Origin of the sequence: Herbiconiux sp. SALV-R1, assembly GCF_013113715.1 — a bacterium.
Classification (GTDB): Bacteria; Actinomycetota; Actinomycetes; order Actinomycetales; family Microbacteriaceae; genus Herbiconiux.
The window spans coordinates 2,422,292-2,448,178 of sequence record NZ_CP053344.1 but is presented as its reverse complement, the minus strand read 5'-3'; the positions used below and the strand labels follow the sequence as shown (position 1 = coordinate 2,448,178).

Genomic DNA, 25,887 nt, shown 5'->3' with positions numbered 1-25,887 from the left:
GGGATACTGACGCCATGACTCTCACCAGAATCCTCGCGGCGGCCGCCATCGTGGTCGCGGCGGCCGGGCTCAGCGCCTGCACCGCCTCCTCGAACACCGCCGACACCCCCGACGGCGGCGACGTCATCGCCCCGGTCACGATGGAGGCGAACGACCTCCAGGGCGAGACCGTCGACCTCGTGGTCGGCCAGGTGCTCAACATCAACACCGGCGACCTCGCCACCGACAGCTACTCCGGAGAGGTCGCCGACACCGCCGTCGCCACCTTCACCAAGGGCGGCAGCGACTCCAGCGCCGAGTTCAACCCCGGCGTCGAGGCCGTGGGGGTGGGTGAGACCGAGGTCACCATGACCAACTCCGACGGCGGCATCCAGCCGCTCACCTTCACCGTGGTGGTCACCGAGAAGAAGTAGCCCGGCTCGGCCCGGCCCTCGCCATCCTCCGACTGTGCGCCCACGGGCGCCCCGTCAAGGGGGGAGGCGGGGGCCGCACTTCGTTCTAGCGTGAGGTGATGGGCGCGAGCGAGATCTGGCTGGTCAGGCACGGCGAGAGCGAGGCGAACCCGATCGCGACAGCCGCGCAACGAAGCGGCGCCGAGACCATCGACGTCGAGTGGCGAGACGCCGACGTGCCGCTCTCGGCGACCGGCGAGGAGCAGGCTGCGGCGTTCGGCACCTGGCTCGCGGAGCACGCCTCCGACGGGGTTCCGGCCGCGATCTGGAGTTCGCCGTACCTGCGGGCCCGGCAGACCACCGAGCTCGCGGTCGCTGTCGCGGGTCTCAGGCTGGCTCCGCGCGTCGATGAGAGGCTGCGCGATCGCGAGCTCGGCATCCTCGACCGGCTCACCGCGCTCGGCGTCGAGCGGCGCTACCCCGAGGAGGCCGCGCGGCGGCGGCACCTGGGCAAGTTCTACCACCGCCCGCCGGGAGGTGAGTCGTGGGCGGATGTCGCGCTGCGCATCCGTTCCTTCCTCGGCGACGCCGGCGTCGACCGGGCAGGCGACGGAGGCACGCTGCTCGTCGTGGCCCACGACGCCGTCGTGATTCTGTTCCTCGCCGTCTGCACGGGGCTCGGCGAGCAGGAGCTGCTCGATTTCGCGCGCGGCAACGTCGTGACGAACGCCTCCGTCACCCGGCTCGAACGCCCGGACGGTGAAGGGCTGTGGACACTGGCGGAGTTCGCCGCGCACGACCATCTCGATCGACAGGGTGTCGAGACCACCGAGCACAAGGGAGACACCGATGAGCGGGCCCACTGAGCACCCCGACGCCGAGACCGCGCCCGTCGTCGTGACGCCGGCGGTGCTGCGGGAGTGGGAGCTCCCCTCGGCGGGCGCCTCGAAGTACGACCGCGGCCAGGTGGTGGTGGTCGGCGGAGACCGACGGTCGCCGGGCGCCGCGCTGCTCGCCGCCGAAGCGTCGCTGCGGGTCGGCGCCGGGCGCCTCACCGTCGCGCTGTCCGAGGGCGCGGCGATCACCGCCGCCGTCGCCCTGCGGGAGAGCGGCGTGGTGGCGCTGGCGGAGCACGACGGGCAGATCGTGGGCTCCTCGATCGAGGCCGCCCGCGACGACCTCGAGCCTGCAGACGCGGTGCTCGTCGGCCCCGGCTCGACGATGCCGAGCAGACCCTCGGCATGCTCGACCTGCTGCCGGGGCTGGTCGGTGACGAGGCGACGATCGTGCTCGACGCCTACGCCCTGGGGGTGCTGCCGCGATCGGATGCGCGCACGGCTTTCGCGGGCAGGCTGGTGCTCACGCCCAACCCGGGCGAGGCGACGATGCTGCTCGAGGCGCTCGACGAGGGCGACTCGGGCGGTGGCGCCTCCGGCGGGGGCTCGAGTTCGGGTGATGACGACTCCGACGACGACATCGACCGCACCGTGCGCGCCCTCGCCCGTGCCTACGATGCCGTGGTCTCGTGTCAGAGCCGGGTCGCGCATCCCGACGGCCGCCTCTGGCTGATCGGCACCGGCCACGGCGGCCTCGGCACCTCCGGCAGCGGCGACGTGCTCTCCGGAGCGATCGCGGGCCTCTGCGCCCGCGGTGTCGCCCCCGAGGAGGCAGCCGTCTGGGCCACCTACGCCCACGCCGCGGCCGCCGACCGCCTCGCCGTCACCGTCGGCCCCCTCGGCTTCCTCGCCAGCGAACTCCTCCTCGAACTCCCGCGCGTGCTCGTCGAGGTCGGCTGACCGCGGGTTGACAAGCGACTCGTCCGTGAGAGAATTGTCTAAGCAAATCTCATCTCTCTGGCTTAGGTCGGACAGGTGTGAGGACCCCTGGTGTAGCTGCGGCAGCCGGGGGTTGCGTCTTTAACGCACCCTGATGATGCGCACGGAGCGGGCTCGCGCGAGAGGTTCCACGTACACCTTGTTATTCCGCACGACCATCTGACGTGCTGACCACGCGACGACGTCCGGTGCCCACAGCATGCATTCACCACCCGGAGAAGCCTGATGGACGAGCAGGTTCCGATGGATCGTGCCGGTGCTCCGCAAACGATGCAGAGTCTTCTGGTCGAGCGCGCGTTGGCCGAAGTCGCGCCGTCGTTCCACCACGACCAGCCCGTTGCGGGCGATCTCGCCCCGAGCGCAGAGGTCACCGAGCAAGGTCGCGAAGCACTGTCTGCGTGCGAGCTCGGCGTCACCGTCGGACGGCGAGATCTCCGACTGCGCCACGATCACGCTTGCGGAACTGGAAGCCAGGTAGCGCGCCATCTTGAGGATCTTCGCTCGGCCACGGTCGTCCCGGCCCTGGTCGGTCGTGTGCCACCGCTCGACCTCGGCGATCTCGCGGAGCTTGGCTCTGACTGCCGCTATGCGATCGCGCTCGAATACAACGGCGGTCAGCAGGTAGAACGCATCACCGCGTGCTTGGCGTGGCGCTCGATAACTCTCGTCGACGTGAGCGATCCGGCCTGACGAGTTGAGGTAGTGGTCGCGAAGTGCGGAATCATCGAATCCATCACCTTCGAATATGGAAACGGTCATCGCATTTCACCCGTATTCGTAGAGAAAAGCTCAGGTTAGGCAATCGTGCCAGCGTGGCCGGGTCATCCGCGACGGGTTACAACGTTGTATCATCGAGGCGCGGCATACCGACGGAGGGCAGGCGATGGCGGCGACACTGCATGACGTGGCTCAGCTCGCCGGGGTGTCGATCAAGACGGTGTCGAACGTGGTCAACAACTTCGCGCACATCCGCCCCGAGACCAGGCGCCGCGTGCAGGCCGCGATCGACGAGCTCGGCTACCAGCCGAACCTCTCGGCGCGGAGCCTCCGCTCGGGCCGCAGTGGGGTCATCGGCCTGGTGCTCCCCGAGCTCAGCCTCAGCTATTTCGCCGAGCTGGCCGACGCGGTGATCGCACGGGCGGCGGCGCACGACCTCGTCGTGCTCGTGGAGCAGACCGGCGCCGACCGCGACCGCGAGATCGCCGTGCTCACGAGCCCGCGCATGCGCCTCACCGACGGCCTCATCTTCAGCCCGCTCGGCATGGGACAGGACGACGCGGCCCACCTCGAGGTCGACTACCCGATGGTGCTGCTCGGCGAGCGCATCTTCGACGGCCCCGTCGACCACGTGACCATGCGCAACGTCGAGGCCGCGCGGGCGGCGACCGAGTTCCTCATCGCCTCAGGTCGACGCCGCATCGCCGTGATCGGCGCTCACGAGAACGAGGTGCTCGGCTCGGCGGCGCTCCGCCTGCAGGGCTACACCGAGGCGCTCGCGGCGGCCGGCATCCCGTTCGACCCCGCGCTGGTCACCTTCACCACGCTCTGGCACCGGGCCAACGGTGCGGCCTCGATGCGCGCCCTGATCGAGTCGGGTACCGAGTTCGACGCGGTGTTCGGCCTCAACGACGCCCTCACGCTCGGTGCGCTGCGCGTGCTGCAGGAGCACGGTCTCCGCGTTCCCGACGATGTGGCGGTGATCGGCTTCGACAACATCGACGAGGCGCAGTACACGGTGCCGAGCCTCACCACCATCGACCCCGGGCGCGAGCAGATCGCGCAGCGCGCGGTGGAACTGCTGGTGCAGCGGATGGCCGCCGGGGCGGGGCGGCCAGCGCATCCCGAGCAGGTGCTGGTCGACTTCGACGTGGTCGTGCGCGAGTCGGCGACGCTCGCGGCCTGAGGTCGTTGACACTCTGCGACCGTCGGGCTACATTGTTTTTACAACGTTTACTTACAACGTTGTAAAGCACCGCATCCCGACCCTGACGATGACGTCCCGCCGGCCGACACAGCAGTCGCCGAGCAGAAAGGCCTCCCATGAAAAAGCTCCTCGCCGCGGCAGCCGTACTGGCCACCGCCTCCCTCGGGCTCGCCGCCTGCTCCTCCGGCGACTCCGGCTCGGCCTCCGACGGGCCCGTGCGGCTGACCTTCTGGCACGGCTACACCGAGGCCGACGGTGACGTGCTGCAGGGCATCATCGATGACTTCAACGCCTCGCAAGACGAGGTGGAGGTGAGCACCGAGGTGAAGACCTGGGCCGTCATCGACGACACCCTGCTCACCGCGCTCTCGGCCGATCAGGGTCCGGATGTGGTGGCCATGCCCGCAGAACGGCTCCCGGTCTACGCCGCCAAGGGCGCGTTCACCGACCTCACCGACTTCTACGCCTCCGCCGACAGCAACACCGCCGAGCTCAACCCGCAGGCGGTCGAGATGGAGACCGTCGACGGCACCGCGTACGGCGTGCCGACCGGTTTCGTGCCCCTCGCGGTCTACTACAACAAGGCGCTGTTCGACGCCGCCGGCATCACCGCCTTCCCCACCACCTGGGACGAGTGGGTCGACACCGCCAAGAAGCTCACCGTCGACGAGAACGGCGACGGCACCCCCGAGCAGTACGGCATGGTGCTGCCCGACCACGCCACCGTGGCCAACGGCGTGTGGCCGAGCCTGTTCTACGGCAACGGCGGCGACATCGTCGAAGACGGCACCACCGCTGTGCTCGACTCGCCCGAGAACGCCGAGACCCTCAAGTACTGGGCCGACGCGGTGGCGAACGACAAGATCTCGCCCACCGGGGTCGATGGCGTGGGAGCCGATGGCCTGTTCTCTTCGGGCAAGGTCGCGATGACCATCGGCGGGCCGTGGATGTCGTCGATCGCCACCGAGAACAGCATCGACTACGGCATCGCGGCCATCCCGGCCGGCCCCGTCGACCAGGCGGCCTCCGCCATCGGCGTCTCGATGGGCATCACCGCGCAGGCCGACGACGCCAAGGTCGCCGCCGCCGAGAAGTTCTTCTCCTACTTCTTCTCCGAAGACGTCGCCACCGAGTGGTCGCTCGGCTCGGGATGGCCGCCGCTGCGCACCGACATCCCCGCCTCGGCCGTCGCGTCGAACCCCACCGTCGCCGCCCTCACCGAGATCTCCGGCACCAGCCGGGCGCTGCTCCCGGGCGTCGTGAACAGCTCCGACGTGCTCACTGAGATGGACGTGGTGACCCAGAAGGCCCTCGCGGGTGGAGACATCGCGAGCCTCCTCTCCGACGGACAGGCGGCCATCCAGGCCACCCTCGACGACCAGTGACCACGCACGCCACGCGCCCCGCACGCCGATACCGCCCCCCGGGGCAGCTCGGCGGGCGGGGCCCCCTCGGGGGCCAGGCCAAGCGCCGCCTCACCATCGTCGGCTTCCTGCTGCCGGCCCTGACCATCCTCATCCTGTTCGTGTTCTGGCCGATGGTCTCGGCCCTGCGGCTGTCGTTCACCGACGCCTCCGGCTTCGGCCGCGAGGAGTACATCGGCTTCGACAACTACGCGCAGGTGTTCACCGACCCCGACATCCTGCGGGCGATGGGCAACACCGTGCTCTACACGGTGATGTTCACGCCGGCCGCGGTCATCCTGGCCCTCCTGCTCGCGATGGCCCTGAACAGCCCGAAGCTGCCGCTGCGCGGGGTCTTCCGCACCTGGCTGTTCCTGCCGTTCATCGTGTCGCTCGCGGTCGCCGCCTTCGCCTGGCAGTACCTGCTCGACCCGCAGGTGGGCCTGCTGAACTACTGGCTGTCGACCTTCGGCATCCGCATCGGCAACGTGCTCCAAGACCCGGTGCTCGCGATGCCGACGGTGGTGCTGGTGGCGGTGTGGAAGAACTTCGCGTTCTACATGATCGTCTTCCTCGCGGGGCTCCAGGAGATCCCCGGCAGCCTCTACGAGGCGGCGAAGATGGACGGCGCAGGCCCCTGGTCGCGGTTCAAGAACATCACCCTGCCGCTGCTGAACAACACCACCGGCTTCGTGCTCATCATCGCCACGATCGCAGCGCTCCAGGCCTTCGACCAGATCTACGTGCTCACCGGCGGCGGCCCCTACCGCAGCACCCAGACGGTGGTCATGCAGATCTACCAGTCGGGCTTCAAAGACCTCGACCTCGGGTTCGCCTCGGCGCTGTCGTACGTGCTGCTGGTCGCCACCCTCCTCCTCAGCCTGGTGCAGTTCTTCATCACCGGCCGCCGTGAGAAAGACACCGTCTGATGCGCAGAATAGGCCCCTGGCTGTTCTTCGCGGCCATGCTCGTGGTGGCGCTCATCGTGCTGCTGCCGATCATCATCATCGTGTTCACCGCCTTCAAGCCGGTGGCCGAGGTGAACGCGTTCCCGCCCTCGCTCGTGCCCACCCAGTGGACGCTCGACAACTTCACCCGCATCTTCACCGAACTGCCGTTCGCGAGGCTGATCCTCAACAGCTTCGTGTTCGCCGGTGGCGTGACGCTCTGCGCCCTCGTGTTCGACTCGCTGGCGGCCTACGTGCTCGCCCGCATCGACTTCAAGGGCAGCCGCATCCTGCTGCTGGTCATCGTGGCGAGCCTCATGATCCCGTTCCAGGCCACGCTCATCCCGATCTACCAGCTGGTCGCCGACTTCGGCTGGGTGAACACCTTCTGGGGGCTCATCATCCCGCGGGCGGCAGACGCCTTCGGCATCTTCTTCCTGCGCCAGTTCTTCCTCTCGCTGCCGCGCGACCTCGACAACGCCGCGCGCATCGACGGGGCGAGCGAGTTCCGCATCTTCCGCAGCGTCGTGCTGCCGAACGCGGTTCCGGCGCTGCTCACCCTCGGCATCTACACCTTCGTGAACAACTGGAACGACCTGCTCTGGCCGCTCGTGTTCACCACACAGCAGGAGATGGGCACCATCACCTCGGGGCTCACCCTCCTCACCGGGCCGAGCGGCATCGTGCCCTACGGCGTGATGATGGCGGGCTCGCTCATCGCGGTGGTGCCGCTCGCCGTCATGTTCCTCTTCGTGCAACGGCGCTTCATCGAGAGCGTCGCCACCTCCGGACTCAAGTAGGAGATCATCGTGACCACCGATCACCCGGGCCGGGCCCCCCATCCGGGCCCCGCGCATCCGGGCCCCGCGCCCCGCTGGTTCGACGACGGGCGCCTGCACTTCGGCCTCGGCGTCGAAGACACCTTCGTGCCCCAGGAGCGCGCCGGCGAGCGCGCGGTCGACGAGTACGAGCTCACCGAGCACTACGAGCAGGTGGAGGGTGACCTCGCCCTCGCCCGCGAGGTGGGCGCCGAGTTCCTCCGCTGGGGCATCCCGTGGCACCGGGTGAACCCGGCGCCGGGGGAGTGGGACTGGTCGTGGCTCGACCGTGCGATGGCGGCCTTTGGCGAGAACGGCATCCGCCCCGTCGTCGACCTGCTGCACTACGGCACGCCGCTCTGGCTCGAGCGCGAGTTCGCCCACCCCGACTATCCGCAGCGGGTGGCGGAGTACGCCGTCGCCGTGGCCGAGCGCTACCGCGACGTCGCCACCGACTACACGCCGGTGAACGAGCCGATGATCCACGCGCTGTTCAGCGGCGAGTACGCCTACTGGCCGCCCTACCTCGGCGGCGTCTCGGGCCTTGTCACCGTCTCCGACGCGCTCGCTCACGGCTTCGTGCTCACCCAGCGCGGCATCGCCGAGGTGCTCGGCGACCGGGCGTCGTTCGTGCACGTCGACGCCACCCTCCGCTACGCGGGAGACACGGATGCTGCGGAGCATCGCGAGACGGCGGAACGTCTGCGACACCAGGCCTTCCTCGTCGAAGACCTGGTGACCGGGAACGTCGGCCCCGAGCATCCGCTCGTCGCCCTGCTCGGCGAGAACGGCCTGAGCGACGACCGCCTCGCCTGGTACGCCGCGAACGCGGTGCAGCCCGACGTGATGGGCGTCAATTACTACCCGCGGCACTCGACCGAGCTGTTCGAGGCCGGCGTGACCCACGGCGGCGGCTTCGCCGACCCGAGGCCCACCGTCGATCACGGTACCGACGGGCTCATCGCCTCGCTGCAGGCCTATGCCACCCGCTACGGCGCACCCGTCATGGTGACCGAGACCTGCGTCACCGACACCCCCGCCGCGCGCATCGACTGGCTCGACCGCTCGGTCGCCGCCGTCGAGGCGGCGAGGGCCGACGGGCTGCTCGTGGTGGGCTACACCTGGTGGCCGCTGTTCGACATGTACGAGTGGACCTACCGGCACAGCACCGCCCCGCGCTCGGAGCACCTGCTCACCATGGGGCTGTTCGACCTCATCGAGAACGACACCCCGGGCGGGCCCTTGCTGCGCCGGGCGAACCCCGTGGCGGCGCGATTCCGCGAGCACGCGCTCGGCGCACGTGCCGGGTCTGCCGCATCCGCTTCCTCTCCGACCACCACCCTGAAAGGCTGAGATGGCCACCGCACGACTGATCTTCGACACCCTCCTGCCCGTCGGGGAGGTGAACCGGCGCGTCTTCGGCTCGTTCGTCGAGCACCTCGGCCGCAGCGTCTACGACGGCATCTACGAGCCGGGGCACCCGGCTGCCGACGAGCGCGGCTTCCGCACCGACGTGGTCGAGCTCGTGAAGGGGCTCGGGGTGAGCGCCATCCGCTACCCCGGCGGCAACTTCGTGTCGGGGTTCCGGTGGGAGGACAGCGTGGGCCCGGTCGCCGACCGGCCGACCCGGCTCGACCTGGCCTGGCACTCGACCGAGAGCAACGAGGTGGGGCTTCACGAGTTCTCGTCGTGGCTCGAGACCGTCGGCAGCGAGCTCATGCTCGCCGTGAACCTCGGCACCCGCGGCACGCTCGAGGCGCTCGACCTGCTCGAGTACAGCAACCTCCGCGGCGGCTCGGCGCTCGCCGAGCAGCGCGCCGCGAATGGGCACCCCGCCCCCTTCGACGTGCGGATGTGGTGCCTCGGCAACGAGATGGACGGGCCCTGGCAGCTCGGTCACCGCTCCGCCGACGACTACGGCAAGCTCGCCGCGCAGACGGCGCGGGCCATGCGCGCCTTCGACCCCTCCCTCGAGCTCGTGGTGTGCGGGTCGTCGAGCGCGCACATGCCGACCTTCGGGGAGTGGGAGCGCGTCGTGCTCACGCACAGCTACGACGACGTCGACTACATCTCGTGCCACGCCTACTACGAGGAGAAGAACGGCGACCTCGGCAGCTTCCTCGCCTCGGCCGTCGACATGGACTCCTTCATCGAGTCGGTCGTCGCCACCATCGACCACGTCAAGGCGGTGAAGGGCAGCGACCACGTCGTCAACATCTCGTTCGACGAGTGGAACGTCTGGTACAACGAGCGCTTCGAGAAGGTCGACAAGATCACCGGCGTCGACAACTGGCCGGTCGCCCCGCGCCTGCTCGAAGACGCCTACAGCGTCGCCGACGCGGTGGTCGTGGGCAACCTGCTCATCTCGTTGCTGCGGCGGGCAGACCGGGTGACCAGCGCATCCCTCGCGCAACTGGTGAACGTGATCGCGCCCATCATGACGGAGCCGGGCGGCATCGCGTGGAAGCAGACCACCTACTTCCCGTTCGCCCTCACCTCGGAGCTCGCCACCGGGTCGACCGTCACCACGCGCATCGAGAGCGACAGCTACGACGCCGCCGCCTACGGCACGGTGCCGCTCGTCGACGCCGTCACCACGCACGACGCGGCCACCGGGCGCACCAGCATCTTCGTGGTCAACCGGTCGCAGAGCGAGGAGGTGACGCTCGAGTTCCCCTTCGACGGGCTGGACGGGGTGACGGATGCGTCGGCCCAGACGCTCGCGGACGCCGACCCCTACGCGGTCAACACGCTGCAGGAGCCGACGCGGGTCGAGGTGGCTCCCAACGAGTCGCTGCGGGTGTCGGACGGCGCGGGGTCGATCGTGCTGCCGCCGGTGTCGTGGACGGTGATCACGCTGCAGAGCGCGGTGGGGTAGGGGAGTCGCGGGTCGGTGCGCGGTGGGGTCGCGGGTCGCGGGGCGGCGCACGCTCGTCGCGGCTACTTCAGCGGGTCGTTGCCCCAGTTCATGAGGGAGTGTCGCCACGCGGTGTCTTCGACGTCGCCCTTCGGCCGCTGCGCCGAGTGCCGGGCGACGTACCCGACGACCTTCCGCATGTGCGCGTAGTCGTCGGCGGTGTAGTCGGCCTGCTTCTTCTCGAGGATCCGCACGATGTGCCGCCCGCTCTCGTGCCCCGTCGACTCGCCCCCGCCCGACGGCTTCTGCCCCACGTCCTTCGACTCGTCGGTGTCGAGCCACTCCCGCAGCTCCTTCGCCGTCATGTTCACCGCCTCCGCGAACTCGTCCCGCGTCTTCCTGTCGTCGTGACCCTCAGCCTCGCTCATGCTGGCCACCCTAGGCCGGTGCCGAGCATCCGCGTAGGGTCTGGTCATGGGCGTTGAGACGGATGCTTCCCAGGTCTGGCTGGTCACGGGTGCGAATCGAGGGTTCGGGCGGGCCATCGCGGAGGCGGCCCTCGACGCGGGGCATCGTGTCGTCGCGACGGTGCGCGACACCGCAGCAGGTTCGCTCGAAGGCGGGTCGACGGGCGGCAGGCTGCTCGTGGAGCAGCTCGACGTGCGTGACCGGGCCGGTGCCTCCCGCGTCGTCTCCGCCGCAGTCGAACGCTTCGGGCGTCTCGACGTGGTGGTGAACAACGCCGGCTTCGGGCTCGTCGGCGCGGTGGAGGAGGTGTCGGAGGCCGAGGCGCGCGACATCGTCGACACCGACCTCTTCGGTGCGCTGTGGCTCACGCAGGCCGCCCTCCCCGTGATGCGCGAGCAGGGTTCGGGTCACATCGTGCAGATCTCCACGACCGGCGCCGTCGGCACCATGCCCACGCTCGGCCTGTACAACGCGGCCAAGTGGGCCTTGGAGGGGTTCACGGAGGCGCTGGCGGCCGAGGTGAGGGCACTCGGCATCCGTGTGACCATCGTCGAACCGGGCGGACTCGACACCGCCTGGGCGACCGGGAACATGCGGTTCAGCGAGCCCCTCGCCGCCTACGACACCCAGCGCACGGAGCTGTTCGGGTCGCCCGACGTGCCGTGGCCCTGGGTCGCCGAGGCCGCCACGGCGGGCGGTACCGCCCCGGCCGCTGCGGCGGCCGAGCTGCTGCGGTTCGTCGCCGACCCCGACGATCGACTCCGCGTGCTCATCGGCGACGACGCACCCTCCCAGGTGCAGGCAGCCCTCGACACCCGCCTCACCGACTACCGCCGCGACCCCCGCTTCACCCTCTGACCTCTCCAGTCGCACCGTCTCATCCGGTGAGCCGGAGCAGCAGCTCTTCGACGCGTGAGCCGATGTCGTCGCGCACCAGGCGCATCCGCTCCTCCCCGTGGATGCCGCGCAGCGACGGCTCATCCGTCACCCAGGTCTCGACGGCCAGCCCCTCGCGGGCCTCCACCCGAGCCTCGGTTCCGAGCACCACGACGAGATCGGCGCGTGCGAGCATCTCGTCGGTGAGGGACTTCGGATGCTCGTCACCCACCCCCACACCCAGCTCGCCCAGCGCCGCCACGGCCTCCTCGTTCAGGCCCTCGCCGGGCTCGGTGCCCGCCGACACCACCTCGACCGCGACGCCGTCGCGCTCCGTCGCGGCTCGCATGAGCGCCGCAGCCAGCTGCGACTTCCCCCGATTCCGCCGACACACGAACACCACGCACGGCGCCGCTCCCTCAGACTTCTCCACCACCCCACGTTATCCCCCACAAAGTCCGTGACAATCGCAGTCATCACGGACTTTGTGCGGGAAACCGACACCTCGCGGGCCTCGGCCTCACGAACCGGGCGCCTCCCGGAAGCGCGCCTGCGCCGCCTGGCGGGTGGTGCCGAGGGTGAGCCCGATCTCGGCCCAGGTGTACCCCGCCTGCCGCGCCGCCCGCACCGCGCCGCGGAGCTCCGAGTCGGCGGCAGCCGCCTCGCGCAGCGCGAGCCCGATCCGCCGCAGCTCGTGGGGGTCGTCTGCGGGCGTGACCTCCGGGTCGAGCTCGTCGAGCAGTGCCTCCACCCGCGCGGCCTCGTCGGCTCGTGCCTTCGCCTGTCGCGTCATGATCTCTCCTCCCTAGAGGTAACGATGGAACTTCGGTCTCCACGGCATCGCGTGGATGACTCGAGGGTCGTCGCCTTCCACGTCGGCGACGACGATCTCGAGCAACTCGGCCGCGTTCCCGGCTCCGATGACGAGGAGCACATCTCGTTCGAGCGCCACCCTCCTCATCGGCACCTGGAGCCCAGCGCGAATCTCCTGTTCCGTGATGCCATGTCTGAGAGCACTAGGGAGAACTCTCATGCGTCAAGGTACCCTTGACGAACGTTCATGTCAAGACATTCTTGACGAACCGGGCGAAATGAATGAAGACTCATCCCTCGATCGAATCTGCTCCCGCCACGAGGGCTGCCTGAGTACCCGCTCCCCTGTGGAGAGGCGGCGAGGTGTGGAGGAGCCGCCGGGCCGCGGCGCGGCGCGGCGGAGCCGCTACTTCATCGTCGTGGTGATGATCTTCATGACCTGGGTGTCGGCGAGGGTGGTGGTGTCACCGATCTCGCGGCCCTCGGCGACGTCGCGGAGGAGGCGGCGCATGATCTTGCCCGAGCGGGTCTTCGGCAGCTCGGAGACGATGAACACCTGCCGCGGCCGCGCGATCGCCCCGATCTGCTGCGCGACGTGCGCCCGCAGCGTCTCGGCCGCGTCGGTGGCGCCCGCGGCATCCGCGTGGCTCGCCTTCGTGATGACGAACGCCACCACCGCCTGCCCCGTGGTCTCGTCGGCGGCGCCCACCACGGCGGCCTCCGCGACCATCGGATGCGCGACCAGGCTCGACTCGATCTCCGCCGTCGAGAGACGGTGACCCGACACGTTCATCACGTCGTCGACCCGCCCGAGCAGCCAGATGTGCCCGTCCTTGTCGTAGCGCGCCCCGTCGCCGGCGAAGTAGGTGTCGCCGAACTTCTCCCAGTACGTCTCCTTGTAGCGCTCCGGGTCGCCCCAGATGCCGCGCAGCATCGACGGCCACGGCGACGCGACGACGAGCAGCCCGCCCTGGTCGGGCCCTACCGGCACGCCCTTCTCGGTGACGATCTTCGCGTCGATGCCGGGGATCGGCACCTGCGCCGACCCGGGCTTCAGCGTCGTCACCCCGGGAAGCGCACTGATCATGATGGCCCCGGTCTCGGTCTGCCACCAGGTGTCGACGATGGGGGTGGTGCCGCCCCCGATGACGTCGCGGTACCAGACCCACGCCTCGGGGTTGATCGGCTCTCCCACCGAGCCGAGCAGCCGCAGCGACGACAGGTCGAACTGCTGCGGGATCTGCCGCCCCAGCTTCATGAAGGTACGGATCGCCGTCGGCGCCGCGTACAGGATGCTCACCTTGTGCTTCTCGATGATCTCCCACCACCGGCCGGGGTGCGGCGTGTCGGGCGTGCCCTCGTAGATCACCTGCGTGGTGCCGTTCGCGAGGGGCCCGTAGACGACGTAGGAGTGCCCCGTGATCCACCCCACGTCGGCGGTCGACCAGTACACGTCGGTCTCGGGCTTCAGGTCGAACACGTTCTTGTGCGTGAACGCCGTCTGCGTGAGGTACCCGCCCGAGGTGTGCAGGATGCCCTTCGGCTTCCCCGTCGTGCCCGAGGTGTAGAGGATGAACAGCGGGTTCTCGGCCGGGAAGGCCTGCGCCTCGTGCGAGTCGTCGACCTGCGCGATCTCCTCGCCCCACCACAGGTCGCGTCCCTCGACCCAGTCGATCTCGCCGCCGGTGCGGTTCACCACGAGCACGTGCTCCACGCCCGTGCCCTCGCCCGCCTCGTTCGGCGCGAGCGCCGCGTCGACGGTCGGCTTGAGCGGGAAGGCCTTGCCCTTGCGGTAGCCGCCGTCGGCGGTGATGACGAGTTTCGCATCCGCGTCGTCGATGCGCGCCCGCAGGCTGTCGGAGCTGAACCCGCCGAACACCACCGAGTGGATGGCGCCGAGCCGCGCCACCGCGAGCATCGAGATGACCGCCTCGGGGATCATCGGCAGGTAGATCGCCACGCGGTCGCCCTGCCCGACCCCGAGCGCCGTCAGCAGGTTCGCCGCCTTCTTCACCTCGGCGGTGAGCTCGGCGTAGCTGAACGACCGGGAGTCTCCCGGCTCGCCCTCCCAGTGCAGCGCGACGCGGTCGCCGTGGCCGGCCAGCACGTGCCGGTCGAGGCAGTTGTAGGCGACGTTCAGCTCGCCGTCGTCGAACCAGGTCGCGAACGGCGGGTTCGACCAGTCGAGCACCTTCGTGAACGGCGTGTGCCAGTGCAGCAGCTCGCGGGCCTGGTCGGCCCAGAACCCCTCGCGGTCGGCGGCGGCCCGGTCGTAGAGCTCGGCGGTGGCCACGGCGTCGCGGGCGAACTCCTCGGTCGGGGGGAAGCGCCTGGTCTCGTGCAGCAGGTTGTCGATGTTCTGCTCGGTGGTGTGCATCCGTGACTCCTTCGTCAATTCCCGGGGCGCGTCTAGACTGTCGAACCTGGGTTCCACGCACAGCATGAAACGCGACGCGGATGCTCCACTAGGTTCCAAAGGCGGTAACCATGACGACGACGAACACGATGCGGCCAGACGATCGCGAGCTGGTGCGCCAGGCCACGCGCTCGCTCTGGCGCGGCATGGATGCTGCTGTCGCGTTCGGCGGACTGCGCACCGAGCACAGCGTGCCCATCACCACCAGCTTCGGCGCCCAGACCGACCGTCTGCAGAGCATCGTCGTGCGGAACTCTCGTGGGCTCGGCGGTCTCTCCTGGCAGACCAGGTCGCCGCGCGTGGTGCACGACTACGCGCTCGCGGGTGACATCACGCACGACTTCGACTCCCAGATACTGGGGGAGGGGATCACGGCGCTCGCCGTCGCGCCGATCGTCGTCGGCACGCAGGTGCGGGGTCTCCTCTACGCCGGTCGCCGCGGGCGCGACGACGACAGCGCGGGCGAGTTCGACACCGCGCGGCTCGCGGGCGTCGCGTCGGCGGTGGCGCAGGAGCTGCGGCTGCGCGACCTCGTCGACGAGCGCGTGGCGATGCAGCAGGCGCAGGCGGCGCAGGCCTCCCGGCTCGAGCTCGCCGCGCGGGCGGCCGGGGCCGAGGCCGAGCGGCCCTCGGCGCAGCTGCGGGAACGGCTGGCCCGCGTCGCCGACGAGACGAGCGACCCGAACACGGCGCGAGAGTTGCGCGCGATCCTCGCGCCGCGCCCGGTGGTCGCGACCGGTGCGGAGGGTGCCCTCACCGAGCGTCAGCGCGACGTGCTCGAACTCGTGGCCTGCGGCCTCACGAATCCGCAGATCGCGACTCGGCTCGGCCTCTCCGAACTCACCGTGAAGAGCTACCTGCGCGCACTGATGGCGCGCCTCGGTGCGGGAACACGGATGCAGGCCGTGCTCTACGCCCAGCAGCGCGGGCTGCTCTGAGAGCGCGGGTCAGCTCTTCTTCTTGCGCAGCGACTCCGGCTTGTGCACGGCGTCTTTGCCCCACTTGTCGCTCTCGACGAGGTACTGAGGCTCGTCTTTCGACGCCTTGACCGTGCGGCCCGCCGCCTCGGTGTCGGAGGTGATCTTCTTCTTCACCTCGCCGGAGGTGGTGGTTCCGTGGGTCGACCACGAGACCTTGTCGCCCTTGTGCAGATCGTCAGCCATGCGCGTCACCGTACTCCCGATGTGCGCGGGGCGCTCAGAAGAGGGTGTCCTGCGTGGTGGTGACGGGGGCGGGGGTGGTCACTGTCCGGGAGCCCGGCGCGGGCTCGGGTTCGGCGATCGGCACGGTAGCTCCCGGGAACCCGGGGCCGGTGTCGGGCGTGCGGCCCCGCTGGTAGGCCTCCGCCGCGGCGCGGGCACGCGCATCCGCCGCCTCGTTGAGGGTGTGGCCGACGTGGCCCTTCACCCATTCGAAGGTGTACCGGCGGCCGGCGACCGCGGCGTCGATCTCCTTGATGAGGTCGAGGTTCATCACCGGTTTGCCGTCGCCCTTGCGCCAGCCCTTGCGCTTCCAGCCGGGCATCCACTTCGTGACCGTGTTGATGACGTACTGGCTGTCGCAGAGCACGTGCAGGTGGTCGTCGACGTGTGCCGTGGCGCGGAACAGCTCGAGCACGGCCTTGAGCTCGCCCATGTTGTTCGTGCCGTGGGGCCAGCCCCCGGCCGCCCAGGTGTCGTCGTCGATGTACCAGGCCCAGCCCGCGGGGCCGGGGTTGCCGAGCGCGGAGCCGTCGGCGGAAGCGGTGATCGTCATCGTGCTCCAGGGTACAGGGTCGTACTACTGCAACGGAACGGTTGCATTTGCGTTGTTTAGTGTGCAACCATCGAGTTGCACCAAGATGTGCTCAACCGATGAAAGGATGACCACCATGACCACGACGGGCAATCCCGGATCGGTCGTCGACGCCGAGACGTTCTCGGTGCGACGCACGATCGACATCGCTGCCACTCCCGAGGCGGTGTGGCGCTCGGTGACCGAGCCCGAGCTCATCTCGCGCTGGTTCGGCCGCACGGTCTTCGAGTCCGGCGTGGCCGCGGCGTTGGGGAGTGTCGGCACCATCACCTGGCCCGATCGCGACCCCGTGCCGCTGCGGGTCGAGGCCGTCGAACCGGGCCGGCTCGTCTCCTACCGCTGGTGCAACCCGTGCCTCGACGAGCCCGTGCCGGCCGAGGTCGACGACGAGCACTCGACGGTCTTCACCTTCACGCTCGAGCAGACGAGCGACGGCACGCGGCTCACGGTGGTCGAGAGCGGCTTCGAGACGATGTCACGACCCGCGGAGCACCTCGAGAGTCACCGCGGCGGTTGGAACGGCGAGCTCGACAAGCTCGTCGCCCTGCTCGACGACGCTGACGCCCGGGGCTCGGCGCGATGACGCTGGTCGCCGTGTTCGCGGCGCTCGGCGACGAGACGCGGTGGAGCATCCTCACCGAGCTCGGCGGCGGCGAGGCCTCGGCCTCGGCGCTCGCCGAGCGGCTCCCGGTGTCGCGGCAGGCCATCGCCAAGCACCTCGGCGTGCTGCAGCAGGTGGGCGTCGTGGAGCCGGTGCGCGCCGGTCGTGAGGTGCGCTACCGCGTGCTCGGTGCGGAGCTCAGCGCCACGGCGCAGCGGCTGGACGCCATCGGGGTGGAGTGGGAGCGCCGGCTCTCGGCCATCAAGGAGATCGCCGAGGGGTTGTGATGCGGTGTGCGGTCGGGCGGCTGGCCTGCTGGCCGGTCTGTCGTGACGGGACGTGCATCCGTTCGCTGGCCCGCGCATCCGCTCGGCCGACGGCTCATCGGGCGGGTTTCACCGCCTGGAGGGTGTAGCTGAGGGGAGCGACGCCGGCGCGGTCGCTGAGGGCGTACTCGCCGTCGGGGCGCTCGACCATCTGACCGGGAAGGGCCTCCCACGGCACGCTGTCGTGCTCGACCAGCATCGTGAGCACGAGGCCGGAGTCGAGGAGGGCGGTCACGATCTCGCCGAGGCCGTGGTTCCACTCGTAGGTCTTCGTGGCGGTGAGCGGGCGGTCGGTGGGCACGTAGCTGGCGTCGTCGTCCCACTCGAGCGGGCGCTCGTGCTCCCAGTAGGGGAAGCGGAGGTGGAGGTCGTCGTCGAGGGTCTCGTCCATCGCCCAGAGGATGGGGTGGCCCTCCCGCAGGAACAGGCGACCGCCGGGCTTCAGCAAGCCCGCGACCACGCCCGCCCACTCGGCGATGAGGGGCAGCCAGCAGAGGGCGCCGATGCCCGTGTAAACGAGGTCGAACGACTCGGGGGTGAGGGCGGAGAGAGCGGATGCGACATCCGACTCCACGAAATCGACCTCGTCGCCGGTCTCCTCCACCAGGCGGCGCGCCTCGGCGATCGCGGTCGGCGAGAAGTCGAGTCCGGTGACGCGGGCTCCGAGGCGGGCGAGGGAGAGGGTGTCGGTGCCGATGTGGCACTGCAGGTGCACGGTGGTGAGGCCCTCGATGGCGCCGAGGCGCTCGCGGTCGAACGACACCACGTCGCTGAGCAGCGCGCGGTCGTCGATGAAGCGCTGCACGCCGTAGCCGAGCCCGGTGCGGGTGGAGTGGGCGGCGGCGCGGTCGTTCCAGTTCGCGCGGTTCGCGGCGAGGTGGTCGTCGCGCGTGAGGGGGTGGGGGGTGGAGGGATCTTGGGGTCGAGCGTCGTCGGTCACGCGAGGAAGGATACCGGGTGCGGGGGTGCGGGGGTGCGGGATGCGGGGCGCCCGGGTGGCGGGTGCGGGGCGCCCGGGGGTGCGGCGCCCCGTGCCGGTGCCGACGGTCAGCGGCGGGTAACGAGGAGCACGGCGTCGTCGAGCTCCACCTCGCCGTCGGGGCCGGTCTGCCGGCGCCAGCGCACCTCACTCACCTCGACCTGCCACTCGGACTCGGGAAGGGCGAGCAAGGCGAGCAGCTCGTCGGGCGTCGGCAGGTACGGACGCTCCTCCTCCGGCACGGCCGCCGACGACGGAAAGCTCAGATGCCCGACGACGAGCAGCGAACCGCCCGGAGCGACCGCCGACGCCGCCCGCCGCAGCACGTCTTCGCGCGGGAACCCGACGGGGGAGTGGAGGAAGCACGCCGACACCAGGTCGTACTCGCCGGTCGGCTGCCAGTCGGTGAGGTCGGCCTGCTGCCACCGGATGCGGTCGGCGGGGAGCCCGCGCCGCTCCGCCTCGGCGGCGGAGCGCTGGAGCGCGGTGGGGGAGATGTCGATGGCGGTCACCTGCCATCCGCGTTCGGCGAGCCAGAGCGAGTCGCCGCCCTCGCCGCTGCCCAGATCGAGTGCGGTGCCGGGCTGGAGCTCGGCCGCCACATCCGCCAGCACCTTGTTCGGTCGGCCGCTCCAGATCTGGGGGGTCTGCTGGTAGAGCTCCTCCCAGAAGGTGATCGCGTCTTTGCCCTCCGTCGAGGGCATCGTGCGGCCGGCGCCGTGGGAGTGGCCGCCGTGCCCGGCGTGGCCGCCGCCGCCCGGGGAGCTGTCGTGCCCGTGCGTGTGCGCGTGTGCCGAGTCGTCGGTGTGATCTGCCATGAGTTCAGGATGCCCGTCCCGCTCCACCACTCAAAACCACGTGCCGTTCCGGCAAACGCCGCTACTCGGCGGTGGCTCCCGCGGCGACGGGCTCGCCCGAGCTCAGCGGCGCGATCCGCTCGATGATCGCGCTGAGCCGCGCGTGCAGTTCGGTGAGCTCGTCGAGGTCGACGCCGAGCGCCGCGACCACCTGCGGTGGAACCTCCTCGGCTCGAGTCCGCAGCATCCGCCCCGCATCGGTGAGCATCACCGCGAGCTGCCGCTCGTCGTCGGCCGAGCGTCCGCGCGTGACGAGACCCGCAGCCTCGAGCCGTTTGACGAGCGGGGAGAGCGTCGCCGGCTCCAGGCGCAGCACCTCGGCGAGGGCGGTGAGCGAGCGCGGTTCGCGCTCCCAGAGCGCCAGCATCACCAGGTACTGCGGATGCGTCAGCCCCATCGGCTCGAGAATCGGCTTGTAGGCGCCGATGACCGACCGCGAGGCGACAGCCAGGGCGAAGCAGAGCTGCCGGTCGAGCTTGAGGAGATCGGTATCGGTGGTCGCCGTCATGAATAGTTAGTATACTAAGGGTTATGGCACGAAAGAAGCCTCGCACCCCCGACCCGATGAATCCGTTCGACGGCAGGCCGGGCCTCGTCAACGCGATCAACCGCGTGGTCTACCGCTACGCGGGCCCGGCCCAGGTGGGCATTGGGCGCGCCGAGGCCCCCTACGTGCCGCCCGCCGACCCGCGCTGTCCCCTCTGCGGCGAACCCATGGCCCGCCACGACATCGACCGCACGGGCGAGCGCACCCAGCTGCACTGCCCCACCGCCTGAGGCGGCCCGCCCTTGTCCCTTCGGATGAATGTGCCACCCGCCCCGCGCATCCGCCCCGCCCGAGCGCATCCAGCTGCGCTGCCCCACCGCCTGAGGCGCCGCCCTCGTCAGTTCGGATGAATGTGCCACCCGCCCCGCGCATCCGCACCGACCGAACGCATTCACCTGCACTGCCCTACCGCCTGAGGCGCCGCCCTCGTCAGTTCGGATGAATGTGGCGCCCAGCCCGCGCATCCGCACCGCTCGAGCGCCTAGCGTGAGGTCATGTCACCGACCCTGAAGGCCCTGCGGCCTCTGCTCGAGCCCGCGATCGGCCTGATCTACGCCCTGCTCTGGGTGAACGCCGAGATCGGTCGCGCGCCCGACCTCGGGTTCTACCTCACCCTCGGCGCCTACGCGGTCGCGATCGCGGTGTCGCGCTGGTTCACCACGGTGTCGCTCGCGATCGTCGTTCTGGTGCCGGTGCTGCAGCTGGTGGGCCTGCTCTCGCCGCCCACGTCGACGGCGTGGCCGCTCTACGAGGCGGTGATCGTGGTGGCCTTCGCCGCCGGATGCTCGCCGAGCCGTCGCGTACGCTGGGCGGGCCTGGCAGCGGGGCTGGTGCAGGCGGCCGTCGCAGCGCTCGTGCTCGTGTTCGGCGGTGACTGGTTGAGCTGGACGGGCGGGGCTGAGCTCCTGACGGGCTCTCCGCCGTCGCCGGGTTCGAGTCCGCGGCTCATCTGGGTGATCGTGCTCCTCGTGCTCGGCGCACTCGTCTTCCTCACAGCCTGGGGAGCGGGCCTTCTTCTCCACATCTCTCGCCGCCGCCGTCGTGAGCGTGAGCTGCTCGCCGAGACTGAGGCGGAGCTCGCCGTCGCCGACGTGGAGCTCCGGAGTGTGAGGGAGCGCGATGAGATCGCCCAAGAAGTCCATGATGTTCTCGCCCATTCGCTGGCCGTGGTGATCGCCGTGGCCGACGGGACGAGATTCCTCCGAGCAGCCGAGCCCGCGGGGGAGAGCCGTGAGGGCCCGGGCACTCCGCGGGAGCAGCGCACCGACGAGGCGCTGGGCGAGATCGCCGAGGCGGCCCGCGCAGCTCTGGTCGACCTGCGCGGGTTGCTCGAGGGCCTGCACGACGAGACCCAGCGCCCGCAACCCCGCATCGACGAACTCGGAGCGCTCGTGGGGCGCATGTCGTCGACGGGTATGGGGGTGAGGTTCGAGCAGTTCGGTGATCCGGGTCGGTTGACTCCCACCCAAGAGGCGGCCGTGTACCGCATCGTGCAGGAGAGTCTGACCAATGCGCTGAAGCACGGAGGGCCGCATCCCTCGGCGGCGGTGTCGCTCGCATGGGGTGACGACGGGCTCGTCGTCGGTGTCGTGAGCGGTCGTGGCGACGCGGTGGGCGGGCCGGCTGCTGCAACACCCGGGCCGGGAGCACCGGATGCGAGCGCTGTGCCCCCGCGATCGTTCGGCATCGCAGGCATGAGAGACCGCGCCAGGTTGGTGGGCGGGTGGCTCACGGCGGCGGCCGATGGGGAGGAGTTCGTCGTCACCGCGTTCATCCCGGTGCACGTGAGCGGCGCGTCGTCTGCCCGCACGGGTGACCTGGTCGATGCGGGGGTGCAGCTGTGACGGGGGCCGACGCAGACGTTCGAGGTGACCGTGGCGATGACCTGGGCGCTGTACCGCCGTCGTCGGTTGGGACGCGCATCCGAGTGGCCGTGGTCGACGACCAGGAGCTCTTCGTCTACGGGCTGCGCATGCTGATCGAGTCGCAGCCCGATCTCGAGCTCGTGGGCACCGGAGGCGACGGCGAGGTCGCCGTGGAGATCGCCCGGCGGGAGCGGCCCGACGTGCTGCTGATGGACATCCGCATGCCCGGCATGAACGGCATCGAGGCGACGCACCGCATCGTGTCGGCGAGGCGTGTTGCGGGGGCCGCGGAGGACAGCGGAACCGACTCAAGCTGCCTTCCGGGCGTGGCCTCCGTCGGGAGTGACGGTGCGGGGGCTGCGGCTCATGCGGAAACGGGCTCGAGCGGCCTCGCGGGCGTGGCCTCCGACGGGGGTGATGGTGCGGGTGCCGCGGCTCATGCGGAAACCGGCTCGAGCTACCTTTCGGGCGTGGCCTCCGACGGGGGTGATGGTGCGGGTGCCGCGGCTCATGGGGAGACGGGCTCGAGCGGCCACGCGGGGGAGGCGGTCGACGGGGGTGATGGTGCGGGGGCGTGCCGGGTGGTGGTGCTCACGACGTTCCAGCAGGAGGAGGCGGTCTTCCAGGCGATGAAGCACGGGGCGAGCGCCTTCGTCACCAAAGACGTGGCGCCCGAGCTGCTTCTCGAGACCATCAGGTCGGTGCACGCAGGAGACGCTCCACCGACGCCGATCGGCACGGTGGTGCGCGACCAGGTCGGCAAGGCGCGCTCCACCGGCGCGCCGCTCGCCCGGGCCGGCTCGGGACCGTCGACGGCCGGGCGTGCTGCTCGCGACTCCGGCACCGGCACCGGCACCGTGCGGGCCGACCCCGACGCGCCCGACAGCCCCATCGCCGAGCTCTCTCCACGCGAACGCGAGATCTACCTCCTCACCGCGCGCGGACTCCGCAACGCCGACATCGCCAAGGCCGCCTTTGTCGCGGAGTCGACGGTGAAGTCGCACGTCCGCAGCATCCTCGCCAAGCTCTCCCTCACCAGCCGCGCCCAGATCGTCGTCCACGCCTACGAGAACCGCCTCCTCACCTTCTGACGATGGCCACCCCTCCTTTCCCCTGTCGCCCACGACGTGACGGACGTATGAGGCGTCACCGCGTGTTCATCTCGGCCAGGCATCATCGGGCGCAGCCCCGGCGACGGAGCACGCGCGACGGGAGGTGGAGCCATGGCGAGACGCGCCGCTCCCGATCCCGCACGCGACGGAGAGGATCGAGTCGCCTTTGACGCGTACCACCGCGCCGAGCGCTGGGCGGCACTCCGCAGACGCGTCCCGCTCGCGCTGCTCGCCGGTTCTGCGGCGGCCGGGCTCCTCTGGGCCGCCATCAGCGTCACGCCTCCACACGCGGCGGCCACGCAGCTGGCCGGCCAGCCCACGGCGGCTACACCGGTGGCCGGCCTGCCCGTGGTGGCCACGCCGGTGGACGGCCTGCCCGCGGGCCTGAACAGCACGTCACTCGCCGGGGCGTCGGCTCACGCGCGTTCCGACGCATCCGCGACCGCCGCCGGAGGCACCACGCTCCCCGCCGCACCCGGCGAGACGGGCGACTCCGCCGGAGGCACCACGCTCCCCGCCTCGCCCGACGAGACGGGCGACTCCGCGGGCAAAGACCGGGGAGACGACGGGGCCGGCGCATCGGGCCAGCAGCACGTGAACATCGACGTCGACACGCGCGGGTTTCAAGACGAGCTCGACCGATGCCTCTGGGTGCGGATGGATGTGGGCGCCTCCGCCCCCATCGTCGGCGCCCACAACTTCTGCGAGGGTGACGTCGTGCTCGGCCTGACAGTGGGCGACCTGGTGTCGATCGGCGGAACCGACCTCGACGGCGACTACCAGGTCACCGGCGACCGTGCCGCCCACGCCGGCGACGACGCCGCCACCGCCACCTCCGGCCTCACCGCCGACCTCCTGCTCCAGACCTGCTATTGGGACGACAGCGGCCTCCGCCTCGTCGCCCTCCGCCGCGTCGACCTCGCGCTGCCGCCGACGCCCGCTCCCTGACCTCGCCGCGCGCGATGGTCGCGCGAAGTGCGCGAAAGCGCCAGGATTCGAGCACTTTGCGCTACCTCTGCGGCCGCCGGCGCCCCCGGGTCGGCGGGCCGGGCAGGATCGGGTTACCATGAGGGCACCTCCGAGGTGTTGGGAACTCGTGCGGGGGTTGCAGTTCACACGGGCCAGACATGCAACTCGGAGGATCGATGCGCGCTCGAAGCGACGACGGCGAACGGATGCTCGCCCCGGCGTCATCCCTCAGCGCCCACACCCGGCGCACCCGCGCAGAGTCCCGTGCCGACATGAGCGCCAGCGCCCGGCGCGCCCACACCCGCCCCAGCGCAGGCGCCCGCACCCGGCGCGCCCACACCCGCCCCCTCCGCCGACGCCTCGGTGCCGCGCTCGCAGCGCTGGCCCTCGTGGTGGCGGGGCTCGTCGTGCCGGCGACCACCGCATCCGCTGCGACCCAGCCCGGGTGGCTGCACACCAGCGGCGCGAGCATCAAGACCGCCTCGGGGTCGGACTACGTCATCAAGGCCGTCGCCTGGTTCGGCATGGAGACTTCGAACTGCGCGCCCCACGGGCTGTGGAGCATCTCGCTCGACTCCGGACTCGCGCAAATCGCCTCGATGGGCTTCAACACCGTGAGGCTGCCGTTCTCGAACGAGTGCCTCGCGCAGGCGAAGCCGAACTCGATCAACGAGCAGGTGAACCCCGGGCTCGGCGCCTTCAGCCCGTTGCAGCTGATGGATCGCTTCGTCGCCCGGGCCAAGGCGTACGGCTTGAGCGTCATCCTCGACCGGCACCGGCCCGACTCGGGCGGGCAGTCCGAGCTCTGGTACACCGGCCAGTACAGCGAAGCGAAGTGGATCTCCGACTGGAAGATGCTCGCCTCCCGCTACAAGACCGACCCGACCGTGATCGGCGTCGACCTGCACAACGAGCCGCACGGTAGCGCCTGCTGGGGCTGCGGCACCCCCTCGGTCGACTGGCAGGCGGCGGCCACCCGGGCGGGCAACGCGGTGCTCTCGGTGAACCCGAAGCTGCTCATCGTGGTGGAGGGCGTCGAACGTCAGCCCGAAGGCAGCTCCACCTGGTGGGGCGGCGGGCTCTCGGGCGTCGCTTCGAAGCCGGTGAAGCTGTCGGTGGCGAACCGCGTCGTCTACTCCCCGCACGACTACCCGTCGACGGTGTTCAACCAGTCGTGGTTTCAGGCGTCGAACTATCCGGCGAACCTCGCCGGGGTGTGGGAGAAGAACTGGGGCTTCATCTCGACGAAGAAGATCGCCCCGGTGCTGGTCGGCGAGTTCGGCACCAAGTACGAGACCGAGAGCGACAAGAAGTGGCTCGCCAGCCTGGTGAGCTACCTGGGCTCGAAGAAGTTGAGCTTCGCCTACTGGTCGTTCAACCCGAACAGCGGTGACACCGGCGGCCTCGTGAAAGACGACTGGACGACCCCGCAGACCGCGAAGCTCCAGGCCCTCCGGCCCCTCCTCGGCGCCGGCGGAGCGGTGACCCCCAGCCCGTCTCCCACCCCGAAGCCCACGTCGACCCCGAAGCCCACGGTCACCCCCATCCCCACGACCACCGCCGCCCCGCCCACGGTCACCCCCACCCCGAAGCCGACGGCCACCGCGACCCCGAAGCCCACGGCGACGCCAACGCCCACCGCGACCCCGAAGCCCACGGCGACGCCCACGCCCACCCCGAAACCGACGGCGACCGCCACGCCGAAGCCCACGACCACCCCCACCCCGACGCCGACCTCGGCCCCCGCCGGCGTGCAGGCGAGCTGGCAGCTGCAGAGCTCGTGGGGCGACGGCTACGTCGCCGACCTCGTGGTGAAGTCGACCGGCACGACGTCCTCCTGGACGGCCACCTGGAACGACCCCGCCGTCACCTCCGTGGTCAACGCCTGGGGCATGACCTGCACGGCGAAGCCCAAGGTCTCCGTCACCTGCACGGGGGCCGACTGGGCGGCGGCGCTCGCCCCGGGCCAGGAGGTACGGGTGGGCCTGCAGGTCGCCTCCGCCAAGGCTCCCGCCTCGCCCACGGTGACCGTCACCGCGAAGTGACAGAGCAGCGGATGCTCCGCCGCGCCTGCCTCGCACCGTGGCT

28 protein-coding genes and 2 pseudogenes are annotated in these 25,887 nt (G+C 70.5%); 19 read left to right on the top strand and 11 right to left on the bottom strand.

Annotation, left to right across the window (positions count from 1 at the left end; all coding sequences use genetic code 11):
- Nucleotides 1-14: 14 nt before the first annotated feature.
- From HL652_RS11710 to HL652_RS22040, 4 genes and pseudogenes are all read left to right on the top strand, one after another.
- Nucleotides 15-413, top strand: a complete 399-nt coding sequence (locus tag HL652_RS11710) for a hypothetical protein (RefSeq protein ID WP_216603886.1) — start codon at nt 15-17, stop codon at nt 411-413.
- Between the two features lie 98 nt (nt 414-511).
- The gene (locus HL652_RS11705; protein ID WP_171705479.1) at nt 512-1,258 is read left to right on the top strand and encodes a histidine phosphatase family protein; all 747 of its coding nucleotides are present in this window, start codon (nt 512-514) and stop codon (nt 1,256-1,258) included.
- Nucleotides 1,242-1,547, top strand: a pseudogene (locus HL652_RS22045) (NAD(P)H-hydrate dehydratase); the annotation flags it as partial. The gene HL652_RS11705 and the pseudogene HL652_RS22045, both read left to right, overlap by 17 nt.
- Before the next feature lie 86 nt (nt 1,548-1,633).
- Nucleotides 1,634-2,188 (top strand): NAD(P)H-hydrate dehydratase, encoded by a 555-nt coding sequence (locus HL652_RS22040; RefSeq protein ID WP_371743507.1) that lies wholly within the window; start codon nt 1,634-1,636, stop codon nt 2,186-2,188.
- 120 nt (nt 2,189-2,308) lie between these two features.
- On the opposite strand, the gene HL652_RS11695 is transcribed toward HL652_RS22040, so the two are convergent.
- A complete protein-coding gene (locus HL652_RS11695; RefSeq protein WP_171705478.1) occupies nt 2,309-2,986 on the bottom strand; it encodes a hypothetical protein in 678 nt (225 codons plus the stop codon).
- Nucleotides 2,987-3,110: 124 nt separating this feature from the next.
- Between HL652_RS11695 and HL652_RS11690 the strand changes: the two genes are divergently transcribed.
- The 6 genes from HL652_RS11690 (at nt 3,111) to arfA (ending at nt 10,197) form a co-directional block, all read left to right on the top strand.
- On the top strand, nt 3,111-4,130 hold the full coding sequence (locus tag HL652_RS11690; protein WP_171705477.1) for a LacI family DNA-binding transcriptional regulator: 1,020 nt from the start codon (nt 3,111-3,113) through the stop codon (nt 4,128-4,130).
- A gap of 137 nt (nt 4,131-4,267) precedes the next feature.
- Nucleotides 4,268-5,536, top strand: coding sequence for an ABC transporter substrate-binding protein (locus HL652_RS11685; RefSeq protein ID WP_171705476.1), 1,269 nt, complete (start codon nt 4,268-4,270; stop codon nt 5,534-5,536).
- A complete protein-coding gene (locus HL652_RS11680; protein WP_171705475.1) occupies nt 5,533-6,483 on the top strand; it encodes a carbohydrate ABC transporter permease in 951 nt (316 codons plus the stop codon). Before HL652_RS11685 ends, HL652_RS11680 begins: the two co-directional genes overlap by 4 nt.
- Nucleotides 6,483-7,301 carry a carbohydrate ABC transporter permease gene (locus HL652_RS11675; protein ID WP_171705474.1) on the top strand — a complete coding sequence of 273 codons (819 nt, stop codon included), beginning with the start codon at nt 6,483-6,485 and terminating at the stop codon, nt 7,299-7,301. Before HL652_RS11680 ends, HL652_RS11675 begins: the two co-directional genes overlap by 1 nt.
- A 9-nt stretch (nt 7,302-7,310) precedes the next feature.
- A complete protein-coding gene (locus HL652_RS11670) occupies nt 7,311-8,672 on the top strand; it encodes a family 1 glycosylhydrolase (protein ID WP_171705473.1) in 1,362 nt (453 codons plus the stop codon).
- A 1-nt stretch (nt 8,673) separates the two neighbouring features.
- The gene (gene arfA, locus HL652_RS11665; protein WP_171705472.1) at nt 8,674-10,197 is read left to right on the top strand and encodes an arabinosylfuranosidase ArfA; all 1,524 of its coding nucleotides are present in this window, start codon (nt 8,674-8,676) and stop codon (nt 10,195-10,197) included.
- Between the two features lie 62 nt (nt 10,198-10,259).
- On the opposite strand, the gene HL652_RS11660 is transcribed toward arfA, so the two are convergent.
- The gene (locus HL652_RS11660; RefSeq protein WP_171705471.1) at nt 10,260-10,604 is read right to left on the bottom strand and encodes a DUF3140 domain-containing protein; all 345 of its coding nucleotides are present in this window, start codon (nt 10,602-10,604) and stop codon (nt 10,260-10,262) included.
- A gap of 46 nt (nt 10,605-10,650) precedes the next feature.
- On the opposite strand from HL652_RS11660, the gene HL652_RS11655 reads away from it, so the two are divergent.
- Nucleotides 10,651-11,502, top strand: coding sequence for an SDR family NAD(P)-dependent oxidoreductase (locus HL652_RS11655; protein ID WP_171705470.1), 852 nt, complete (start codon nt 10,651-10,653; stop codon nt 11,500-11,502).
- 19 nt (nt 11,503-11,521) lie between these two features.
- On the opposite strand, the gene HL652_RS11650 is transcribed toward HL652_RS11655, so the two are convergent.
- The 4 genes from HL652_RS11650 to acs form a co-directional block, all read right to left on the bottom strand.
- The gene (locus HL652_RS11650) at nt 11,522-11,953 is read right to left on the bottom strand and encodes an arsenate-mycothiol transferase ArsC (protein WP_216603885.1); all 432 of its coding nucleotides are present in this window, start codon (nt 11,951-11,953) and stop codon (nt 11,522-11,524) included.
- A gap of 87 nt (nt 11,954-12,040) precedes the next feature.
- Nucleotides 12,041-12,313 (bottom strand): hypothetical protein, encoded by a 273-nt coding sequence (locus tag HL652_RS11645; RefSeq protein ID WP_171705469.1) that lies wholly within the window; start codon nt 12,311-12,313, stop codon nt 12,041-12,043.
- A gap of 12 nt (nt 12,314-12,325) precedes the next feature.
- The gene (locus HL652_RS11640; protein ID WP_171705468.1) at nt 12,326-12,553 is read right to left on the bottom strand and encodes a hypothetical protein; all 228 of its coding nucleotides are present in this window, start codon (nt 12,551-12,553) and stop codon (nt 12,326-12,328) included.
- A 186-nt stretch (nt 12,554-12,739) separates the two neighbouring features.
- The gene (gene acs, locus HL652_RS11635; RefSeq protein WP_171705467.1) at nt 12,740-14,710 is read right to left on the bottom strand and encodes an acetate--CoA ligase; all 1,971 of its coding nucleotides are present in this window, start codon (nt 14,708-14,710) and stop codon (nt 12,740-12,742) included.
- 110 nt (nt 14,711-14,820) lie between these two features.
- Between acs and HL652_RS11630 the strand changes: the two genes are divergently transcribed.
- Complete coding sequence (locus HL652_RS11630; RefSeq protein ID WP_171705466.1) at nt 14,821-15,687, top strand: LuxR C-terminal-related transcriptional regulator; 867 nt, start codon at nt 14,821-14,823, stop codon at nt 15,685-15,687.
- A gap of 9 nt (nt 15,688-15,696) precedes the next feature.
- Here the strand turns inward: HL652_RS11630 and HL652_RS11625 are convergent, their stop codons facing one another.
- Together HL652_RS11625 and HL652_RS11620 are read right to left on the bottom strand one after the other, a co-directional pair.
- Complete coding sequence (locus HL652_RS11625; protein ID WP_171705465.1) at nt 15,697-15,912, bottom strand: hypervirulence associated TUDOR domain-containing protein; 216 nt, start codon at nt 15,910-15,912, stop codon at nt 15,697-15,699.
- 64 nt (nt 15,913-15,976) lie between these two features.
- Nucleotides 15,977-16,504, bottom strand: a pseudogene (locus tag HL652_RS11620) (ribonuclease H family protein); the annotation flags it as partial.
- A 115-nt stretch (nt 16,505-16,619) separates the two neighbouring features.
- Here HL652_RS11620 and HL652_RS11615 point away from each other — a divergent pair.
- Together HL652_RS11615 and HL652_RS11610 are read left to right on the top strand one after the other, a co-directional pair.
- Nucleotides 16,620-17,126, top strand: a complete 507-nt coding sequence (locus HL652_RS11615) for an SRPBCC domain-containing protein (protein WP_171705463.1) — start codon at nt 16,620-16,622, stop codon at nt 17,124-17,126.
- Nucleotides 17,123-17,431, top strand: coding sequence for an ArsR/SmtB family transcription factor (locus HL652_RS11610; protein WP_171705462.1), 309 nt, complete (start codon nt 17,123-17,125; stop codon nt 17,429-17,431). The genes HL652_RS11615 and HL652_RS11610 overlap by 4 nt, the downstream gene beginning before the upstream one ends.
- A gap of 94 nt (nt 17,432-17,525) precedes the next feature.
- On the opposite strand, the gene HL652_RS11605 is transcribed toward HL652_RS11610, so the two are convergent.
- From HL652_RS11605 to HL652_RS11595, 3 genes are all read right to left on the bottom strand, one after another.
- Nucleotides 17,526-18,410 carry a class I SAM-dependent methyltransferase gene (locus HL652_RS11605; protein WP_171705461.1) on the bottom strand — a complete coding sequence of 295 codons (885 nt, stop codon included), beginning with the start codon at nt 18,408-18,410 and terminating at the stop codon, nt 17,526-17,528.
- A gap of 107 nt (nt 18,411-18,517) precedes the next feature.
- Complete coding sequence (locus HL652_RS11600; RefSeq protein ID WP_253743208.1) at nt 18,518-19,267, bottom strand: SAM-dependent methyltransferase; 750 nt, start codon at nt 19,265-19,267, stop codon at nt 18,518-18,520.
- A 61-nt stretch (nt 19,268-19,328) separates the two neighbouring features.
- Complete coding sequence (locus HL652_RS11595; protein ID WP_171705460.1) at nt 19,329-19,814, bottom strand: MarR family winged helix-turn-helix transcriptional regulator; 486 nt, start codon at nt 19,812-19,814, stop codon at nt 19,329-19,331.
- A gap of 23 nt (nt 19,815-19,837) precedes the next feature.
- On the opposite strand from HL652_RS11595, the gene HL652_RS11590 reads away from it, so the two are divergent.
- The 5 genes from HL652_RS11590 to HL652_RS11565 all read left to right on the top strand — a co-directional run bounded on the left by HL652_RS11590 (nt 19,838) and on the right by HL652_RS11565 (nt 25,844).
- Nucleotides 19,838-20,083, top strand: a complete 246-nt coding sequence (locus HL652_RS11590; RefSeq protein ID WP_253743207.1) for a hypothetical protein — start codon at nt 19,838-19,840, stop codon at nt 20,081-20,083.
- A gap of 264 nt (nt 20,084-20,347) precedes the next feature.
- On the top strand, nt 20,348-21,697 hold the full coding sequence (locus HL652_RS11585; protein WP_171705459.1) for a sensor histidine kinase: 1,350 nt from the start codon (nt 20,348-20,350) through the stop codon (nt 21,695-21,697).
- 83 nt (nt 21,698-21,780) lie between these two features.
- Nucleotides 21,781-22,809, top strand: coding sequence for a response regulator (locus HL652_RS21710; RefSeq protein WP_253743206.1), 1,029 nt, complete (start codon nt 21,781-21,783; stop codon nt 22,807-22,809).
- A gap of 132 nt (nt 22,810-22,941) precedes the next feature.
- The gene (locus tag HL652_RS11570) at nt 22,942-23,778 is read left to right on the top strand and encodes a hypothetical protein (protein WP_171705458.1); all 837 of its coding nucleotides are present in this window, start codon (nt 22,942-22,944) and stop codon (nt 23,776-23,778) included.
- 197 nt (nt 23,779-23,975) lie between these two features.
- Entirely contained in the window at nt 23,976-25,844 is a 1,869-nt protein-coding gene (locus tag HL652_RS11565) for a cellulase family glycosylhydrolase (RefSeq protein ID WP_253743205.1), read from the top strand.
- Nucleotides 25,845-25,887 lie beyond the last annotated feature (43 nt).